This is a genomic window from Chryseobacterium vrystaatense (assembly GCF_000737765.1).
Classification (GTDB): Bacteria; Bacteroidota; Bacteroidia; order Flavobacteriales; family Weeksellaceae; genus Chryseobacterium; species Chryseobacterium vrystaatense.
Genome location: NZ_JPRI01000008.1, coordinates 118192 through 137228 on the forward strand (window position 1 = coordinate 118192; position 19037 = coordinate 137228).

Below are 19037 nucleotides of genomic sequence, written 5' to 3' on the forward strand. Positions count from 1 at the left end.
AAATGTATAAAATCATATTGTTGTATTTTAAATACAACAATTGTAAATCTTTTTGTAGATTTGTCTCATTATTAAATAAAACAAGATGAATTCGAACCAAAAAAAATTAGTAAAATCGACTGTACCTGTTTTAAAAACTAATGGCACAGACCTCACAAAACACTTTTATACAAGAATGTTTACGCATCATCCGGAATTGAAAAACCTTTTCAATATGAGTAATCAGGCAAGCGGAAAACAACAGCACGCTTTAGCCGGAGCTGTTCTTGCTTATGCAGAACACATTGAGAATCCGGAGATCCTGATCAATGTCTTAAAGTCTATCGGCAATAAACATGTTAGCTTAAACATCAGTCCGGAACAGTACGATATTGTCGGTCATCATTTAATTTCGTCCATCAAAGAAGTGCTGAGAGAAAGTGCTACTGATGAATTAATAGAAGCCTGGACACAGGCTTATAATGAACTGGCTCAAATTATGATTTCTATTGAAGAAGATCTCTACCAATCGGCTTTAAAAAAAGACGGAGGCTGGAAAGGCTGGAGAACATTTGTACTTGCAGATATTATTGAGGAAAGCAGTGAAGTTAAGTCTTTCTACTTAAAGCCAAAAGATCAAAATACCATTGCAGATTACCTTCCTGGACAATATCTTTCTGTAAAATTATTTGTTCCGGAACTGGGTCATGAGCAAGCCAGACAATACAGTCTTTCATCAGCTTATCATCCTGAATATTATAGAATATCTGTAAAAAAAGAACATCAGCCCAATGCTCCGCAAGGTGTTATCTCCAATGCCCTGCATCAAAAAAGTATCGGTGACGAAATATGGGTAAGTGCTCCGTCAGGAGTATTTCATGCAGGTATTGACGGTACCCAGCCTTTGGTCCTCATCAGTGGTGGTATAGGCGTCACTCCACTTCTGAGCATGCTTGAAACCAATAAAAATAAACTTCAGGAAAATACAACCGTATGGCTGCACAGCTGCAGAAATGAAAAAGTTCATGCTTTTAAAGATCATATCGATCGTCTGAACGAGGACAACGATTGGCTTACTACTCATATTTTTTATGAAACCGCTTCAAAAGAAGAGCATAATCCTGTCAAAGAAGGAAGAATCGATTTGGCTGAACTGAAAGATGAGGTATTGATTGATCATGCAAAGTATTATATTTGTGGCCCGGAAGTCTTTATAAAAGTACAGTACAATTCCCTGATCAAACTTGGGATTGCACAGGAGGATATTTTATATGAGGAGTTTGGTCCTCAATTACTTCATTTTAATTAAACACCAATGAAACTGAACCATTTTACCGATTACAGTCTGCGCGTACTGATCTATTTAAATAAGAAGAACAAAACGGCTTCAGCTTCTTTGGACGAATTGTCTGAAGAGCTGGATATATTGCGCAATCATCTGATTAAAGTGGTTCAGTTTTTATCTAAAGAAGAACTGGTTATTACCAAAAGAGGGAAAAACGGAGGGATTATAATATCTGACAAAGCTCTTAATACAGGCCTGGGAACCTTGATCCACCTTCTGGAACAGGATGATACTCCTGTTATCAACTGCCACTCCAAACCTTGTGTTTTTATGCCTTTCAGCTGCCAGCTGAAATTCTTTCTGGATGCCGCTTATCAGGCATTTATAGACAGCATGAACCAGCACAGGCTCTCTGACATTGTTTTTAATAATTGGGAAAGTATCTTCGCGGGTCGTCAAAATACCCGGAATAATGCGTAAAGTGTGATCTAAGTTTAGAGAAAGGGAACGTTTAATCTATTTTCAGACTATATTTATTTTCTTTTAGCTTTTGAAACTGTCTTCGGAGTTCTGTCTTCCAAAAGTTTTTTAAGGTTGATATCTTTTTCATTAATTTTATTCACGTACACCGTGTCTCCCGTTTTTACCATCCAGTATCCTTCTCTGTTTTTAAATAAGAAATAAGATTCGGCAAACCTTCTTACGGATGAACGGCCTGTTCCACATTCTTCGCTATACTGCTGAAATACAACCACCAATTCAGGATCCTGATTTTTCATAATCCTCTGATGATTGATGTAGATATAGTCCTTATCTGACAAGAATCCCATAAATGCTTCAGTGGAAGGAACATCCATGCCTTTTACAGGAATAAAACCTTCTTCTGGTGAGTATTGATAAACATTATTTCTGTCTTTATAAAAATTGTGAAATCCCCCTATCATGTCAAATGTTTCTCCGTCTGCACCGATATCCTTTTGACCCCAATATATTTTGTCATCCACTTTTCGGATAAGATAATCGTATCCTTTACTGAGTTTGGTTATTCCATTTTCGTTGAAGAGTAACATTTTTAAGGGTTTCGCCAGATTAATCTGTTCCTGAGTCAGGTTTTCAAAAAGCTCATTTCGTGATTCGCTGTAAGCCTGATCTTTATAAAAAACATACATACTACTGCCATCACTTATAAAAGTGTTGGTACTGTTCACAGGATCAGAATATTTAAAGGGAAATTTCTTATAGATCACTTTATTCTTGTCCTTATCCCAGAACCTTGTGTAAATTCCATTTTTATCGTAGCAATAGTCTGCAATGCCAAACGTTCCAAAACTCGGGAGGTCAAAATCCTGGTCTACAATCTCTCTATTTTTATAAAACAACTTTTTACCGTCTGTCAGATATGAAGAATTGGTGTGATCCCAAACTTTAAGACTGGCAAAATCAGCTTTCTCAATGGGGAGAATTTCATTTCCATAATATGCATGATTTTGATCCACTGAATAAGATCTGGATAGCGGCTTAAGTGAAACCGGATCTATTTCAGGAGCTATATTATCCTGATAAACAGCAAAATCTTTTGTTTTGTTTAGATATTCGTTGACGTACTGAAGCGGCTGGTTCTGAAAAAACAGCTGTCTGTCTGCCATATACATTATATTTTTATCGTGGCAGATACTACCGCTACCTCCCGTTAGAGCTTCAGCAGCATTTAAGCCTTTAAGTTTTAAATCATAATAGTATACGTGCGTTTTATCCTTAAAATAGCCTTCATAGAAATTTCCCTGATGATCAGGAACGCGGACAAAATCCGAGCCTTTAATATTGCTAAGAATCAATGTGTTTTTATAAACGGCTTTATTGGTTTTCCAAAGGATATCATTTTTCGGCGTTTTTCCAAGAATCACAAAACCTGTCGTATCGGTTTTCACCTTTATTCCATTGACAAAAACACCATTTTTATCGAGAATAAAAAGACGGGAATCATCATATTTGGGACGTCTTAAAGATTGGATATCCGCAGTAAGGATTTTCCGGGTATGAGTATCTTTCTGAAAGATCAGGTGATCTTTTGTTATAAGATAGATTGGAGATTCAAAGAAAGGATCGGCTCCTACTTTTAGAGTGGAATCAATCTTAGCATTTTTAACGGTAATGAACTTTGCTTCCTGGGCATAAATCTTTACTATAAAAGCAAGAAAAATAAAAAGCAAATATTTTTTCATGGTTACTGTGCTAAAACATTATCCTTCGTAAAAATAAGTGGTAAGATAATGAAGTTCTGGTTGACTTACCTCTTTTGATTCTGCCTGTGCCTGTTCAAGGGAATACTGTGATGTCAGTTCCTTTCTCTGGAACACGAAAGAATTATTAGCATTCTTGTCTATCACTTCGTTGAAGATATGCTGAATTTCAGAATTGCCCAGTGAAGCAAAGCTAGCGTCTTCAATACCATACATCAGCCTCAGATCATCAAACTGCCCTAAATTTTCATCTACAAATCCCTGCAGCTGAGCCTTTGAATCAAAATTCCCTGCCCAGATGTTATAGATATATTTCTTCTTTTTCGGTTTGTCTAAAATACTCTGATACACAAAGTTTTCCCCAAGATAGGCTTCTCTTACCTGTGGATCATTGGCAAGGTCTTCCGGAAGTCCTTCTTTCAGGATATTCCCTTCAAACATGATATAAGTCTTATTGGTAATTGCCAGGGTCTGCTGTACATTATGGTCGGTGATCAGAATTCCAATATTCTTGTCTACTAAACTTCTTACAATTTTCTGGATATCTTCTACTGCGATCGGGTCTACCCCTGCAAAAGGTTCATCAAGAAGGATAAAGTTCGGACTTGTTGCCAGGCATCGTGCAATTTCCGTTCTACGTCTTTCACCTCCGGAAAGAAGGTCACCACGGTTTTTACGCACGTGCTGCAACGAAAATTCTTCGATCAGTTCGTCACATTTGATCTGCTGTTCACGTCTTGAAAGCTTGGTAAGCTGTAAAACCCCCATAATATTTTCTTCAACAGAGAGTTTTCTGAAAATAGACGCTTCCTGAGCCAGATAACCGATTCCTTTTTGGGCACGACGGTACATCGCATCGGTAGTGATTTCCTGCTTGTCGAGGAAGATTTTTCCTGAAGTAGGCTTAACCAGTCCTACGATCATATAAAACGAAGTGGTCTTTCCTGCTCCGTTAGGACCCAGCAAACCCACTATTTCTCCCTGTTCAACCTGTACAGAAACACCTTTTACTACTTTTTTGGGACCGTATTCTTTGATTAAGTTTTCTCCTCGTAAAATCATAGGAGCAAAGATAAAGTTTTTTTGAATTCAAATTTTAGATTCTAAAAGGTATACATGGTTTTTTGAGTGAATAGGTTTATTTTTAAACAGCAGTCCTGTAACTCCTGAGAATTTTGTTCGACGTATTGAAAAATCATTTTAATCAATACCAATACATTAGCAATGGAAAATTACGGTTATACCAAGACAGAAAACAATCAGAATCAGCAAAACAATGGTTCCTATCATTCCGAAAAGAAGATTCCGGCAGCTTTGTTAGGAATTCTTGTGGGCTGGCTGGCTTTAAATAAATTTTATCTTGGTTATAAAAAGGAGGCTCTTATCCAGCTTGGTCTTAATATTATCACTTGTGGAGCAGCTTCTATTATTCCTTTTATTGAAGGTATTTTATATCTTTTCATGAGTGACAAACAGTTTGACGACACTTATGTATACGGAAAAAAAGGATGGCTTTAAACTCTGTATAATTTATCACTTTATTTATATAATTTTAGACCACCAAAAATCAAGAAATAAGTTATTATGGAAAATAATCAGGATCTGACCGATCTGCTGGCACTGGATCTGGGGATTAATATAGTCAACAGAAGACCTTATGCAAAAGAAGTTTTCAAATGGCAGGATATGGACCTGCTCCCCCACTCATCTGCAGATACCCTTTTGTGCGAGATATTTGAATGGAATGGAAGAAACTGGAGAACAACAGAAAATAACCTCATCGGATTTTTGTTTTCCGGGGATATCCTGAGGACCGTAAAAGAGCAGCTGATCAATACACCCAAACATCCGGCTTTGATCCCTGACTTTGAATTTACAAAAGACAGCATGGTCGAATATGGACTTTCACTGCCTTCTCTGTTTAATATCGGAGTGAATGGAAACATCAAAAACGCAACAAGCTTTTCTGTTCGGGTAAACGGCGTTACAAAATCAAGGGTTACCAACATCGATTCTCCGGGAATTGAAATTCTGAAAAATTATTCTCTCTTTACTCAAAGCAAATCCAAAACATACAGAAAGAATATTAAGTTCAATTATCTGAGTACTTCCCTATTCTATGCGGAAAGTGTAGAGATTTTTCTGGAAAAAGAATCAGGCGTAGGACTGGATGTAAGTTTTCAGACTCAGAATGTAGAAGTAGAAGCCAAAATAGATACGGATACGAAGAAACATTTTGTTTTAAAATATTCCGGAAACCAGGCTCCTTTTGCGGCAAAATTTACAAAAGGAAAAGATTTCAACATCATGTGATAAAATCTTATTATTTTAGTTTTTAACTAATCTATAAGCATATTTATCATGAAAAAATTAACGAAAAATGATCTGAAGAACATTAATGGAGGAAACATGAGATTTCCTGACGCCAATGGTAACTGCCCTGCAGGATGGTATCTTTGTCCAAAAAACATCTGTATCAATGACAGAGGCGGCGAAAATCCTATAACGCCTTCAAGCCCTTACTACACAGCCTGCTTCGGATAACAAAATAAAACACCTCAAATTAAGGTGTTTTTATTTTACAATTAAAAAGAGGTTGCTCAGTGAACAACCTCTTTCTGTATCATTAATGATGAATATTTAGTATCATTGTGGCGGACACGCAAAATGATTAATTGTACATGGATGCCAAATACCTAAGCACCATGTTCCACAATTATCATCATCCGGAAGAATCACACCCCCTTTAATTTCTTTCAACTGATCTCTGTTGATTTTTTTTAATTTTTTCATAAATAAATGGTCTTTGATTTTTTATTATTTATTGTTTGGTAATAAAACTTAGTCAAATATAATTTTTTTATTTAAAACTTATATATCGAACAATCAATTAAGCTCAATTTTATCAAATTTTAACTTTTAATCAAGAACAGCTCCTTATTATTAAAAACGTTACTTTTTTTTGACAAAAAAATATTAAAACACTTTACCCTTTCAATCATTTTATTGTTATAAAGAATTCTATTGTGCGCCGCTGGTTTTATCAACGTATGGCATTGATGGCTCATATTTCTGGTCTAAAGGTCCATAAATCGTAAAATACTTTGTTTTCTTTATCACTTTTCTTGTCCTTACAATTTCAACAGCGAATGAGCTTTTGTAGAATCCTTCATTAAATATTTTAATCTGTTTATTATCTACAGCAAATATATTTTTCTCAAGTTTAGAAAAATCACTTTTCCAACTTGGGTATTCAACATCTAATTCCCAGGATGCACGGTTGATAAAACGTCCATGGATGACATCTAAAATAGGTGAACCCGGAAGAAAAACGACATTTTTATATTCTGATAAAATAGAATTCGCTTCTGAAATATATTCATAATCATTTTCTGAAATAAGCAGTCCGGAAACTGAAGGGGTATGCTTAGTAAATATGAAAGGTGAATATAAAATACTGTCTGATTGATAAGTATATTTTAACCGACATAGAGAGAATGACACCAATGAAACCACCATAAAATACAGAACCAGGTTAGTTCTATTGATAAATATGAACAGTAGTATAAAAACTAAGAAGATAGGGTTATTTCCTGCCCATGAAATAGCAGCTGACCATCCTAACAGTAAAAGAAAAAAAACAAGTCTATTCTGAGCATCATATTTTAGAAACAGCACAAATAATATTAAAAATAAAGACCTTATTCCCATATATTGTCCGTTATTAAAGAAAGGATATATAACAGACAGAGAAAACACCACCAATAAAGCAGCATCCAGATACTTCTTGTCTATTTTTAAAAAATACAGAAATATCAGAAAACAAACAACCAGCAGCAAGGTCAGATTGCTTTCATATAAATAAGGAGCAAGGGCATTTTCATAAAAACCTCCTGCCACAGATAAATTAAAAACCTGTTTCCAGAAAATTTGAATATCTTCAATAATATGGTATTGGTAAATAATAAGGAGCAAAAATGAAAGTGATAGTATAAATAATAAAAGGTCTTTTTTTTCAACCTTAAAGTTTTTATAAAAATCTTTGAGAATTACAAGGAAAACACCCGCACTAAAAATAAAAAAAGACTGTTTTACAAGACCGGTAAACACCAAAAATATCAGTGTACTCCATAACCATTTTCTTTTATAAAAATAAAGGGACAGGACTCCAAAAAATATTCCGTCAATAGTATGCCAGGGTAATATAGGGAATGTATTAAGAAATAAAATAGAAAATAGAACAGTAACATCGAACCTGACTTTTTCAAGCATGAGTTTCTGTATAACAGTAGAAATAATCAATGTTTGTATAACAACGAAGAATCTACTGATTAAAATAAAATATTCCGAAGTGACAGGAATGAACTTAAGCAGGTAATCCCAAAAAGCCAAACCAAAGAAAGGTCTTACGTAATCAAAATCTTTATAAATAATCTGTCCCTGCTGTAATCGTCCAATCATCGAAAGGATAAATCCAAGATCCCATTGATCTACGGTATAAGTACAAATAAAACAAAAGTATAAAGCTGAAAAAAACAGCAGTCCAGTGGTAAATATTTTTGTATAATTTCTTTTTTGTAAAAAATTCATTTGTGTTTTAAATTTTTGAAGTCAAGCGATATTTAATACAACTGAGGAGGGTTATACTATCAATCAATAGCTGAGCAGTATTCTTCTGATTCTTTTTTAATCCAGAAAAAAAATGCTCAGCCAGTAACTTCTGTGTATTATTTATGCATTGTGTAAGATCATTGCAGCCTCTTTAGCAAAATAGGTAAAGATCAAATCTGCTCCGGCTCTCTTAAAACAGGTAAGACTTTCAATGATGGTTTTATCATTATCCAGCCAACCGTTCTGGGCTGCAGCTTTTACCATTGCATATTCTCCACTTACGTTATAAACAGCAATTGGAAGATCAATGGCTTCACGTACTTTAGAAACAATATCCAGATATGGAAGTCCCGGTTTGATCATGATAATATCAGAACCTTCATCAATATCTTTAAATACTTCGTTCAACGCTTCACGGGAATTATGGAAATCCATCTGATACGTTTTCTTGTCTTTAGGAATTTCTATATTGTCTTTCGGCGCGCTGTCAAGAGCACTTCTGAAAGGTCCATAGAAAGAACTAGCATATTTTGCGGAATAGCTCAAAATTCCCACATCCGTAAATCCGCTTTCTTCTAAAGCTTCACGAATCGCCAGCACCCTTCCATCCATCATATCACTTGGTGCCACAATGTCAGCTCCTGCCTCGGCATGTGACACGGACATTCTTGCCAGTGCATCGTTGGTTGCATCATTCATGATTTTTCCATTTTCAATAATTCCATCATGGCCATAGATGGAATAAGGATCCAAAGCAACATCCGGCATTACAATCATTTGGGGAACCGCATCTTTGATTGCTTTGATAGTTTGCTGCATCAATCCGTCTTTGTTCCAGGCTTCTTTTCCGGTATTATCTTTCAAATGTTCTGACACTTTCATGTACAGATTGACTGATTTTACCCCTAAAGAAAATAATTCTTTACATTCTTTCACCGTCAAATCTATGCTCCTCCTGAAAATCCCCGGCATCGATGGAATCGCTTCCTGCTGGTTTTCGCCCTCCATTACGAAGATAGGCATTACAAAATCATCAGTTGTAAGGATATTTTCTCTTACTAAACTTCTGACAGATTCATTAACTCTAAGCCTTCTATTTCTTGAATGTATCATTTTGGAATACTTTTTGAATAAGTTTCTGCAAATTTACTACAACTTATATAAAAAACTATTGTATAGCATTGTAGAATTGTTTATTTTTGTTTCAATACATTCGAGAAATTATAATTTGATGAAAAAACTTTTACTTTTATTTCTATTTACAGGCGCTTTCGTTGGATTTTCCAACAATATGCAGGCACAGCTGAGAGAGCCGGGTTCCATCACACAGAAGTCTGATGACGGTGTATTGGTAGCCTATCCTAATCCCGCAAAAGATTTCCTTCTGATCAAAGCAAAGGATACTGCTTTAAAGATCAAAAGTGTAACTTTTTATTCTATTTTAGGAACACAGGTAGCTAATTACACGGTTAACATGAATTCCGGAGAAATCAATATAGAAAAATTAAAACCCGGAAAATATTTGATTCGCTATATATTAAGCGATAATACCCAAAAGGTTACTCAAATTGTAAAACAATAAAAATTAATCCTGATAATCATCAGGATTTTTTCTTTTAAATCGGTTCTCCTTTAATTTTAATATTTCCGTAACTTTCAGAACTTTTGTAGACTCATTGTAAAAACAATTTAATGCTTAAAGCTGAACATATCAGAAAGACTTATAGCGCCGGGAATAAAGTGGCATTGGATGATTTCAGCATCCATGTACCTCAAGGCAGTATTTATGGTCTTCTAGGCCCGAACGGAGCCGGAAAAACATCTTTTATCCGTATCATCAACCAAATTACCCAGGCCGACTCCGGAGAGGTGTACATCAACGGGGATAAACTTAATCCAAACCACATCAGAGATATCGGTTATATGCCTGAAGAAAGAGGGTTGTATAAAAACATGACCGTGGGCGATCAGATCCTTTATTTTGGGGAACTGAAAGGAATGACCAAAAGTGATGCCTTACAGGAAGCCAAAAAATGGTTTGAAAAATTAAACATTGACCAATGGTGGAAAAAGAAGCTTTCGGAACTTTCGAAAGGAATGGCTCAGAAGATCCAGTTTGTAGTCACTGTGCTTCACCGTCCACATCTTCTTATTCTTGATGAGCCTTTTTCAGGTTTTGATCCGGTCAATGCCAATTTGATTAAAGATCAGATCATCGAGCTTAAAAACAACGGAACGACAATTATCCTTTCTACTCACAGAATGGAAAGCGTGGAAGAAATGTGTGATTATGTGGCACTTATCAACAACTCCAAGAAGATTATTGACGGAAGGGTTTTTGACGTAAGGGAAAAGTTTAAGAAAAATATTTTCGGAGTTACCCTTTCTGAAGTGGATCAAACTAAATTTGAAAGTTTTAAAAGCAGTTATGATATTTTCAATTTCTCCAATGAAAATAATCTTATTTCTTTTGACCTGAAAAACGAAAGCGGGCAGAATGATATCCTTCTGGAACTTGTCAACGTGGGAAAAGTGAGATCATTCGACGAGAGAATTCCGAGTATGAATGAAGTGTTTATTAATGCTGTAAGTAATCATTCTTAATTTTATGAACAATATTTATTTAATTACAAAAAGAGAATTTCTTACTCAGGTTAAGAAAAAATCCTTCATTATATTAACGCTGCTTGCTCCTCTTTTACTTGTTGGATTTGGAGCAGTGATCGGATTGATGTTTAAAGCTAACGAATCGCACAGCATTATTGAAGTGGTGGATAAAAGCGGGCTTTTTAAAAACCAGCTGAAATCTAATGACAAACTGAATTATGTCTTTGTATCTGCAGCTGATGAAAAAGCAAAAATCAATAATCTGAAAGATAATGAATCCCTTGATGGTATTCTGATTCTTCCTGAACTGAAAGATCATGATTATAACGCACTGGAAAACAGTACAAGACTTATTGTAAACTCAAAGATGGGTCTGGATACCAAACAGAAGATCGTTTCGGATATCACTGATGTCATCAAAAAAGAAAAGATCAAACAGCTTGGTATTGAAGAATCCCAGGTAAACAGTCTGGATAAAAGCTTTACTCTAAAAACCATTAATGTTGCTGATAACAATAAAGAAGATTCTGATCTTGCTTTTGGTGTCAAAAGTGGCTTAAGCATCCTTCTTATGTATGTAACCTTTATGTTTATCATCATTTATGGGGTAAGGGTTATGCGAAGTGTACTTGAAGAGAAAAATAACCGTGTTGTAGAAATTATTATTTCTTCTGTCAAGCCCTTTGAGCTGATGATGGGTAAAATATTAGGGGTAACATTAGTGGCTCTTACTCAGTTTCTGATTTGGATTTCGATGTCTGTTATTGGGGCATTGGTTTTAAATACAGGATTTGCCTCTTTTCAGAAGAACATTCCCGGAGGAAATCAGGAACTTGCCAGCAAACTTGATATAGCACAAATCGCAACACAAATTTCCCACAGCTTACTAGAGCTGAATATTCCACTGATCATCTTTGTATTCATTGTATTTTTCCTTTTAGGATATATTTTCTACAGTTCAATTTATGCCGCTATCGGTTCTGCTGTAGATAATGAAACAGAGACTCAGCAATTCACTTTATTTGCTATTTTACCACTTACATTAGGGATGTACGGCAGTTTTTCATTAATGAACAATCCTGATGGTCCGTTGGGCTTCTGGCTGTCTATTATTCCATTTACTTCGCCAGTTGCTATGATTGCACGAATACCTTTCGGGGTTCCTGCGTGGCAAATTGCATTGTCTATAGCCTTATTGCTTGGAACTACTATTTTCATGATATTCTTAGCCGGAAAGATCTACCGCGTTGGGATTCTCATGTATGGTAATAAAGCGACTCTAAAGGAGATCTGGAAGTGGATCAGAGGATAAGGTTACTCAATAAAATAGTTCTTTTGTTTTGAAAAGATCAGACGCAGTCAAACAAAATGAACCAAAAATTCAAGGCCTTCCGTTAAAATTAAAACTACAGTTTACCGGGCCAATATAGATAGGTTCGCCAACAATTTTTAATGATAAAAAACAAAAAACCCGGAAATTAATTTCCGGGTTTTTTTATATCTGAATAACGGGTTATTCTATTTGAAGATATAGCTTAAGCTTAAGCTGATTACCTGCTCAGACTTGCCTTTATTGGTACCTCCTTTTTCTTTTGCAAGATCAGGATAAGTATCTGAAAGACCTAAATCATATTTAAGAGCTAATTCTAACTGTCTTTTGTAGCTATAGCCTATTCCCAATCCAAGGGCGAAATTAAAGCTTGCTGCTTTACCGCTTACCGAAGGATATAAAGGGTCAGTAACATCCGGATCATAATAAGGTCTGCCAACAGGTGCGTTTTTAACATTCTGACTCATCAGAAAGTTAAATCTTGGACCTATCATTCCAAAGAATTCTGATTCAGCTTCAGAAAAATACCCTTTAAAATAAATAGGTACACTCAGATAATTATTACCATATACGGCATCATAACCATCTTTTCCTTTAGCATCTTTATCTTTTCCGGTTTCTCCAGCACCATAATACACCACTTCCGGCTGTAAATAAAACTGGTTAGCTTTCCCTATCGGGATAAGAGCCAAAGCTCCACCCTGAAATGCAAATCGGGCACCAGAAGGATTATGAGCGTTTCTTACTCTGGAGTAGTTACCTCCTGCCGTAACACCAAATCTTGTATCTTTGAAGTTGATCTGGGCGAAGGACAGGGTTGAGAGGGTCAATGCTGAGGTTAATAAAAGTTTTTTCATATGTTTTGTTTTGTATAGCTATTATCCAAGAACTTTAGCAACGGTAACTCCAATATCAGCAGGAGAATCTACTACGTTGATTCCGTTCTCTCTCATGATCTGCATTTTTGCCTGAGCAGTATCTTCATCACCACCTACGATAGCACCAGCGTGTCCCATAGTTCTACCTTTAGGAGCAGTCTGTCCAGCGATAAATCCTACAACCGGCTTAGTAGATCCACTAGCTTTGTACCATCTTGCAGCTTCAGCCTCAAGTCCACCACCGATTTCACCGATCATTACTACTGCTTCAGTTTCAGGATCATTGATAAATAATTCAAGAGCTTCTCTTGTTGTAGTTCCGATGATCGGGTCACCACCGATACCGATTGCTGTAGAAACACCGTAACCAGCTTTCACCACCTGATCAGCAGCTTCATAAGTAAGAGTACCTGATTTTGAAACGATACCTACTTTACCTTTTTTGAAAACGAATCCTGGCATGATACCAATTTTAGCTTCTTCAGAAGTAATAATTCCCGGACAGTTTGGACCGATTAATCTGCAGTCTCTGTCAGCGATGTAAGATTTTACTTTCACCATATCTGCTACAGGAATACCTTCAGTAATACATACGATAACTTTGATACCTGCTTCAGCAGCTTCCATGATCGCATCAGCAGCAAATGCAGGCGGTACGAAAATGATACTCACGTTAGCTCCGGCTTTTTCAACTGCGTCAGCTACTGTATTAAATACAGGTTTTCCTAAGTGCTCAGATCCTCCTTTTCCCGGAGTTACACCTCCTACTACGTTGGTTCCGTATTCAATCATCTGACCTGCGTGGAAAGTACCTTCGTTCCCTGTAAATCCTTGTACAATTACTTTAGAATCTTTGTTTACTAAAATTGACATTTTATTGATGTTTTAATTTATTTAAATATTTTATTAATGCTCACAAATTTACTTAATTTTCTTTGATTTTGGACAATACCAAGAGAATAGTTTATTTGAGATTTCTCAGCTTTACTTCTTTTTTCAGATAGCCTTTAAAATCTTCTGCGAACATGCCGATATAGGTACCTTTTTTAAGATCCCTGTTCACTCCTGTTTTACCAAGAAGAACAGATCCTCCTTCGATTTTATTCCCGGAAGCGATACCTACCTGCCCCCAAAGCGTTACTTCGTCACCTATCACACAGCATCCTGCAATGCCGACCTGTGATGCAATAAGACATTTTTTTCCGATAACCGTGTCATGGCCGATCTGAATCTGATTATCTAAAACCGATCCCTCACCAATTACCGTAGAATCTGTTACGCCTCTGTCGATGGTACAGTTATTTCCGATCTCTACATTGTTTTCAATAATGACATTTCCGACAGAGATCAGACGGTCAAAATTTCCATTCAGTTTTCTGTAATAGAAAGCATCTCCTCCCAGTACAGTTCCGGACTGGATGATCACATTATCTCCAATTTCGGTTCTGTCACCAATCACAACATTAGGAAAGATAAGACTGTTTTTTCCGATCTTCACATTGTTTCCAATGACCGCAGAAGAGTGAATCCTCGTTCCCTCTCCTATTTCAGCATCGTGAAGTTCTTCGGTGAAGTTATATATTCTTGTAAAGTGCGTATTGATTTTGTTGAAATCCCTGAAAGGGTCCTCAGAAACCAAAAGAGCCTTTCCTTCCGGACATTCTACCTTTTTGTCGATCAGGATGATCGTTGCTGCAGAATTCAGTGCCTTATCATAATACTTAGGATGGTTGACAAAAACAATATCACCCGGTTTTACCATGTGAATCTCGTTAGTCCCCAATACTTCAAAGTCTTCTGGACCAACAAATTCTGAGCCTATTAAATCGGCAATAGTTTTGAGCTTTTGTGGAGAATGGAATCTCATAACAATTGATTTTCTTATAAAAACAAAATTCGGACTGCTCATGCAAACCGAATTTATGTAAATTTTATTATTATTTTACTCTTTCTAAGTAGCTACCGTCTTCAGTATTTACTTTGATTTTGTCACCTGGCTCGATGAACAAAGGTACATTTACTCTGGCTCCTGTTTCAACGATTGCGTTTTTAAGAGCGTTAGTAGCTGTATTTCCTTTTATACCCGGATCAGCTTCAATTACTTCCAGATAAACTGACTGAGGAAGTTCGGCAGAAAGTGGAGTTTCGTCAACTTCTTTCAAAATGATCGTTACTTCTTCACCTGCTTTCATGAATTGAGAATTTTCAATCATCTCTTTATCCAGATACAACTGAGAGAAATCATCGTTATTCATGAAGTGGAAACCATTCTCATCATCGTAAAGATACTGGAACTTTCTTGTGATTACTTTTACTTCATCAATTTTATGTCCTGCAGAAAAAGTATTATCAAGTACTTTTCCGTTGGTTACTGATTTTAGTTTTGTTCTTACGAAAGCAGGTCCTTTCCCTGGCTTTACGTGCATAAATTCAACTACTTTGAAAATGTCATTGCTAAATTCGATGCAAAGTCCTTTTCTTATATCGTTACTTGTTGCCATTAATTTATTTATATTACTTTTTAATACTATTTGTTAAGAACTACATTTAGAATGGATCCGATTCTGTCACTTTTAGTTTCATTTAGCTGTATCGGTCCGATTCCTTTTTCAGAAAAATGCTCATCAGATTCAAAATAATTGACTTCTTTTTTAAAACCATTGTTTCTAATAAAAATGACATTCAAACTTTGGTTAAGGTCCAAGTTTATATTCTTTGCGACACTGTCATTCTGATTATATATCTTATGTCTTTCAATCCTTTGCTTGAAAAGTTTATCTCCAGTTTTCACACTTTCTTTTTGCTGTCCCCATATTATTGATGAACAGAGAAAGAGTGGAATTAAAAATAATTTTTTCATACTGATGTATTTGTATAAAATACTAATTACTTTCCTTAGTTGTTCCGTATCCTTTGACAATCCCTCTCGGAGAGTTTTGGATAAACTGAAGAATCTCATCTCTTTCAGCTGTTGGAAGCATTTCTTTTTCAATAAATGCCAAAGCCTGGGAAACGTTCATCTTCATTTGGAAAATCGCTCTGTAAATTTTCTGAATTTCAAAGATTTTCTCATTGGAAAACCCTCTTCTTCTTAATCCTACAGAATTGATTCCTGCATAAGAAATCGGATCTCTTGCTACTTTTACGTAAGGTGGAATATCTTTTCTGATCAGAGAACCTCCAGAGATCATGGTATGTTTTCCGATCTTGCCAAACTGCTGTACAGCAGACAATCCTCCCATTACGGTAAAATCACCTATTTCTACGTGCCCTGCAATACCGCATCCGTTAGCAATGATTACATTATCTCCGATGATACAGTCATGTGCGATGTGAGAAGTTGCCATAATAAGGCAGTTGCTGCCGACTTTGGTAAATCCTAACGCCTTGGTTCCTCTGTTAACAGTAACACATTCTCTTAAGGTAGTACTATCTCCAATAATGGTCTGTGTATCTTCACCGTCAAATTTAAGATCCTGAGGGATCGCAGAGATTACAGTTCCCGGAAAAATTTTACAATCCTTTCCTATTCTTGCCCCATCCATGATGGTGACATTTGGTCCGATCCAGGTTCCTTCTCCTATTTCTACGTCCCCTGCTATTGTAGTAAAAGGTTCTACAATAACATTTTTGCTGATTTTTGCGCGTTTATCTACGGCGGCTAATTGATGAATCATTTAATCAACTTTATTTTTTGCAACTTGAGCCATTAACTCTGCTTCTACAACCACGGTACCTCCTACATATCCATAACCCTGCATATGTACGATTCCTCTTCTGATAGGCTCTATCAATTCAATTTTGAAAATAATAGTATCTCCGGGAACGACTTTTTTCTTGAATTTTACTTTATCGATTTTGATAAAATAAGTAGAATAATTTTCAGGATCCGGAACACTTGCCAACACAAGGATACCTCCCGTTTGTGCCAAAGCTTCTACCTGAAGAACTCCAGGCATTACAGGCTCTTTAGGGAAATGGCCTACAAAGAAAGGCTCATTCATGGTAACATTTTTCAAACCTACCACGTGAGAATCCGAAAGTTCAAGAATTTTATCGATCAATAAGAACGGAGGTCTGTGCGGCATAAGACGCATAATCCCGTTGATATCAAAAACAGGTTCTTTGGTAAGGTCAAAATCAGGCACGTTTTTCTTTTTCTGCAGTTTCCACTGACGGTTCAGTTTTTTCGCAAACTGGGTATTCACATAATGACCAGGTTTATTTGCAATGACTTTCCCTTTTATTTTTACACCAGCCAAAGCCAAATCACCAATTACATCAAGTAATTTATGTCTTGCTGCTTCGTTCGGATAATTCAATGTAAGGTTGTCCAGAATACCGTTTGGTCTGATAGAAACATTGTCTTTTCCAAAGGCTTTCTTCAATTTCTCAGTGGTCTCAGGTGTGAGATCCTTGTCTACATAAACAATAGCATTGGAAATATCTCCACCTCTTATCAGTCCGTGATCCAATAACATTTCCAGCTCATGTAAAAAGCTGAATGTTCTTGCAGAAGAAATTTCGTCTTTAAATTCTGAAATATTTTTAAGAGTGGCATTTTGGGTTCCTAATACTTTAGTTCCAAAATCTACCATAGTAGTCACTTCGTAAGTATCTGAAGGTATAATGGTAATTTCCGATCCTGAGGCAGGATCTGCGTAGCTCAACACTTCTTTGATCACAAGATATTCTCTGGCGATGCTCTGCTCTACGATACCTACGCTTTCAATAGCTTCAACAAAGAATTTTGAAGATCCATCTAGAATTGGAGGCTCTGAAGCATCCATTTCCAGAATAGCGTTATCAACATCACATCCTACTAATGCAGCCAAAAGGTGCTCACATGTTGTAATTTTTACACCAAGCTTCTCTAATGTTGTTCCTCTTTCTGTTGCTACGACATAATTAACATCAGCTTCTACCTGAGGACTTCCCTCAAGATCCGTTCTTACGAACACGAAACCTGTATTTTCCTTTGCAGGCTTTATGGTAAGTTTTACTTCTTTACCTGTATGAAGGCCAATTCCAGAAAGTGTTACTTCTTCCTGGAGTGTTTTTTGCATATCACTCATTAGTTTTATCTTTTGAGGTATCCTCAAGATTATTTATTCTTCGAACAATTTCAGTGAAATTTCTGAAATGAACATAGTTTCTAAGATAGTCATTATAGCTTATAGCCGGAGATCCATACAGCGTTTCTTTATCGCTAACGCTGGAATTCACTCCACTTTGAGCCTGAATTTTAACCTGGTTGCCAATTTTGATATGGCCTACCACTCCCACCTGTCCTCCAATCTGGTTCCAGTCTCCAATGGTAGTAGATCCGGCAATTCCAGCCTGAGCCGCAATAACGTTGTTCTGCCCAATTTTTACGTTATGAGCAATCTGAATCAAATTATCGATCTTCGTTCCCTTTCCGATGATGGTAGATCCGATTGTAGCTCTGTCGATACTACAGTTTGAGCCGATTTCTACATCGTCTTCGATAATCACGTTTCCCAGCTGAGGAATTTTTTTGAATCCTTCTGCCGTAGGTTGAAAACCGAATCCGTCACCACCTACAACCGTGTTGGAATGAATCACACAATTGTCACCGATAATACAGTAATCATAAATTCTGGCACCGCTGTCAATTTTACAGTTTTTACCGATCTTTACTCCTTTACCGATATACACATGCGGATAAATCTGCGAACCTTCTCCGATTTTGGCTTTCTCTGAGACATATGTAAATGCTCCGATGTATGCTTTTTCACCGATCACAGCAGTATCATGAATCGAAGAACCGGTTTCGATTCCCTCTTTTCTTCCCTGCATTTCCTGATACAGATTCATAAGGATCTGAAAAGAAAGGTATGCATCCTTTACAACAATTAAGGTAGGATTATAGTTAACTTTGTCTATAAGTTTTTCCGAAACAATAATAACGGAGCATTTTGAGGTATCTAAAAAATGGGAAAATCGATCCTGTGCTATAAAAGAAAGATGCCCTGATTCACCATTCTCAATTGGTGAAACCCCTGTAATAACCGTACTTTCGTCGCCTATTATTTGTCCGTCAATAAAACTTGCAATTTGCGAAGCTGTAAATTCCATATTCTGCA

The 19037-nt window shown here is 36.4% G+C and carries 20 protein-coding genes and 1 pseudogene; 8 read left to right on the top strand and 13 right to left on the bottom strand.

What is annotated here, in order from left to right; translation table 11 throughout:
• The first annotated feature begins 85 nt into the window (after positions 1-85).
• Complete coding sequence (hmpA, locus tag IW16_RS18660) at positions 86-1288, top strand: NO-inducible flavohemoprotein (RefSeq protein ID WP_034747984.1); 1203 nt, start codon at positions 86-88, stop codon at positions 1286-1288.
• 6 nt (positions 1289-1294) lie between these two features.
• The gene (locus IW16_RS18665; protein ID WP_034747986.1) at positions 1295-1744 is read left to right on the top strand and encodes an Rrf2 family transcriptional regulator; all 450 of its coding nucleotides are present in this window, start codon (positions 1295-1297) and stop codon (positions 1742-1744) included.
• Positions 1745-1797: 53 nt separating this feature from the next.
• Here IW16_RS18665 and IW16_RS18670 read toward each other — a convergent pair whose 3' ends face one another.
• Together IW16_RS18670 and lptB are read right to left on the bottom strand one after the other, a co-directional pair.
• Positions 1798-3486 carry a DKNYY domain-containing protein gene (locus IW16_RS18670; protein ID WP_034747988.1) on the bottom strand — a complete coding sequence of 563 codons (1689 nt, stop codon included), beginning with the start codon at positions 3484-3486 and terminating at the stop codon, positions 1798-1800.
• A 354-nt stretch (positions 3487-3840) separates the two neighbouring features.
• Positions 3841-4566, bottom strand: a pseudogene (lptB, locus tag IW16_RS18675) (LPS export ABC transporter ATP-binding protein); the annotation flags it as partial.
• Positions 4567-4728: 162 nt separating this feature from the next.
• Between lptB and IW16_RS18680 the strand changes: the two are divergent.
• From IW16_RS18680 to IW16_RS18690, 3 genes are all read left to right on the top strand, one after another.
• On the top strand, positions 4729-5022 hold the full coding sequence (locus IW16_RS18680) for a TM2 domain-containing protein (RefSeq protein WP_034747990.1): 294 nt from the start codon (positions 4729-4731) through the stop codon (positions 5020-5022).
• Positions 5023-5088: 66 nt separating this feature from the next.
• Positions 5089-5817, top strand: coding sequence for a hypothetical protein (locus IW16_RS18685; protein WP_034747993.1), 729 nt, complete (start codon positions 5089-5091; stop codon positions 5815-5817).
• A 48-nt stretch (positions 5818-5865) separates the two neighbouring features.
• The gene (locus IW16_RS18690; protein ID WP_034747995.1) at positions 5866-6048 is read left to right on the top strand and encodes a bacteriocin; all 183 of its coding nucleotides are present in this window, start codon (positions 5866-5868) and stop codon (positions 6046-6048) included.
• Positions 6049-6150: 102 nt separating this feature from the next.
• On the opposite strand, the gene IW16_RS27280 is transcribed toward IW16_RS18690, so the two are convergent.
• From IW16_RS27280 to hemB, 3 genes are all read right to left on the bottom strand, one after another.
• Positions 6151-6297 (bottom strand): bacteriocin-like protein, encoded by a 147-nt coding sequence (locus IW16_RS27280; RefSeq protein WP_449390380.1) that lies wholly within the window; start codon positions 6295-6297, stop codon positions 6151-6153.
• Positions 6298-6525: 228 nt separating this feature from the next.
• Positions 6526-8094, bottom strand: a complete 1569-nt coding sequence (locus IW16_RS18695; RefSeq protein WP_034747997.1) for a hypothetical protein — start codon at positions 8092-8094, stop codon at positions 6526-6528.
• A 141-nt stretch (positions 8095-8235) separates the two neighbouring features.
• The gene (hemB, locus tag IW16_RS18700; protein WP_034747999.1) at positions 8236-9228 is read right to left on the bottom strand and encodes a porphobilinogen synthase; all 993 of its coding nucleotides are present in this window, start codon (positions 9226-9228) and stop codon (positions 8236-8238) included.
• 118 nt (positions 9229-9346) lie between these two features.
• On the opposite strand from hemB, the gene IW16_RS18705 reads away from it, so the two are divergent.
• The 3 genes from IW16_RS18705 (at position 9347) to IW16_RS18715 (ending at position 12034) form a co-directional block, all read left to right on the top strand.
• Positions 9347-9697, top strand: a complete 351-nt coding sequence (locus IW16_RS18705) for a T9SS type A sorting domain-containing protein (RefSeq protein ID WP_034748002.1) — start codon at positions 9347-9349, stop codon at positions 9695-9697.
• A 110-nt stretch (positions 9698-9807) separates the two neighbouring features.
• Positions 9808-10719, top strand: a complete 912-nt coding sequence (locus tag IW16_RS18710) for an ABC transporter ATP-binding protein (RefSeq protein ID WP_034748003.1) — start codon at positions 9808-9810, stop codon at positions 10717-10719.
• 4 nt (positions 10720-10723) lie between these two features.
• A complete protein-coding gene (locus IW16_RS18715) occupies positions 10724-12034 on the top strand; it encodes an ABC transporter permease (RefSeq protein ID WP_034748005.1) in 1311 nt (436 codons plus the stop codon).
• A 206-nt stretch (positions 12035-12240) separates the two neighbouring features.
• On the opposite strand, the gene IW16_RS18720 is transcribed toward IW16_RS18715, so the two are convergent.
• The 8 genes from IW16_RS18720 to lpxD all read right to left on the bottom strand — a co-directional run bounded on the left by IW16_RS18720 (position 12241) and on the right by lpxD (position 19029).
• The gene (locus IW16_RS18720) at positions 12241-12909 is read right to left on the bottom strand and encodes a porin family protein (RefSeq protein ID WP_034748007.1); all 669 of its coding nucleotides are present in this window, start codon (positions 12907-12909) and stop codon (positions 12241-12243) included.
• Positions 12910-12930: 21 nt separating this feature from the next.
• The gene (gene sucD, locus IW16_RS18725) at positions 12931-13803 is read right to left on the bottom strand and encodes a succinate--CoA ligase subunit alpha (protein ID WP_034704619.1); all 873 of its coding nucleotides are present in this window, start codon (positions 13801-13803) and stop codon (positions 12931-12933) included.
• A gap of 91 nt (positions 13804-13894) precedes the next feature.
• Positions 13895-14797 (bottom strand): UDP-3-O-(3-hydroxymyristoyl)glucosamine N-acyltransferase, encoded by a 903-nt coding sequence (locus tag IW16_RS18730; RefSeq protein WP_034748506.1) that lies wholly within the window; start codon positions 14795-14797, stop codon positions 13895-13897.
• Positions 14798-14867: 70 nt separating this feature from the next.
• A complete protein-coding gene (gene efp, locus IW16_RS18735; RefSeq protein WP_034748009.1) occupies positions 14868-15431 on the bottom strand; it encodes an elongation factor P in 564 nt (187 codons plus the stop codon).
• Between the two features lie 26 nt (positions 15432-15457).
• Positions 15458-15790: a hypothetical protein gene (locus tag IW16_RS18740; protein ID WP_034748011.1), complete on the bottom strand. Its 333-nt coding sequence runs from the start codon at positions 15788-15790 to the stop codon at positions 15458-15460.
• Between the two features lie 22 nt (positions 15791-15812).
• On the bottom strand, positions 15813-16607 hold the full coding sequence (gene lpxA / locus IW16_RS18745; protein ID WP_034748013.1) for an acyl-ACP--UDP-N-acetylglucosamine O-acyltransferase: 795 nt from the start codon (positions 16605-16607) through the stop codon (positions 15813-15815).
• A complete protein-coding gene (locus IW16_RS18750) occupies positions 16608-18005 on the bottom strand; it encodes a bifunctional UDP-3-O-[3-hydroxymyristoyl] N-acetylglucosamine deacetylase/3-hydroxyacyl-ACP dehydratase (protein WP_034748014.1) in 1398 nt (465 codons plus the stop codon).
• On the bottom strand, positions 17998-19029 hold the full coding sequence (gene lpxD / locus IW16_RS18755) for a UDP-3-O-(3-hydroxymyristoyl)glucosamine N-acyltransferase (RefSeq protein ID WP_034748015.1): 1032 nt from the start codon (positions 19027-19029) through the stop codon (positions 17998-18000). Before lpxD ends, IW16_RS18750 begins: the two co-directional genes overlap by 8 nt.
• Positions 19030-19037: the final 8 nt, after the last annotated feature.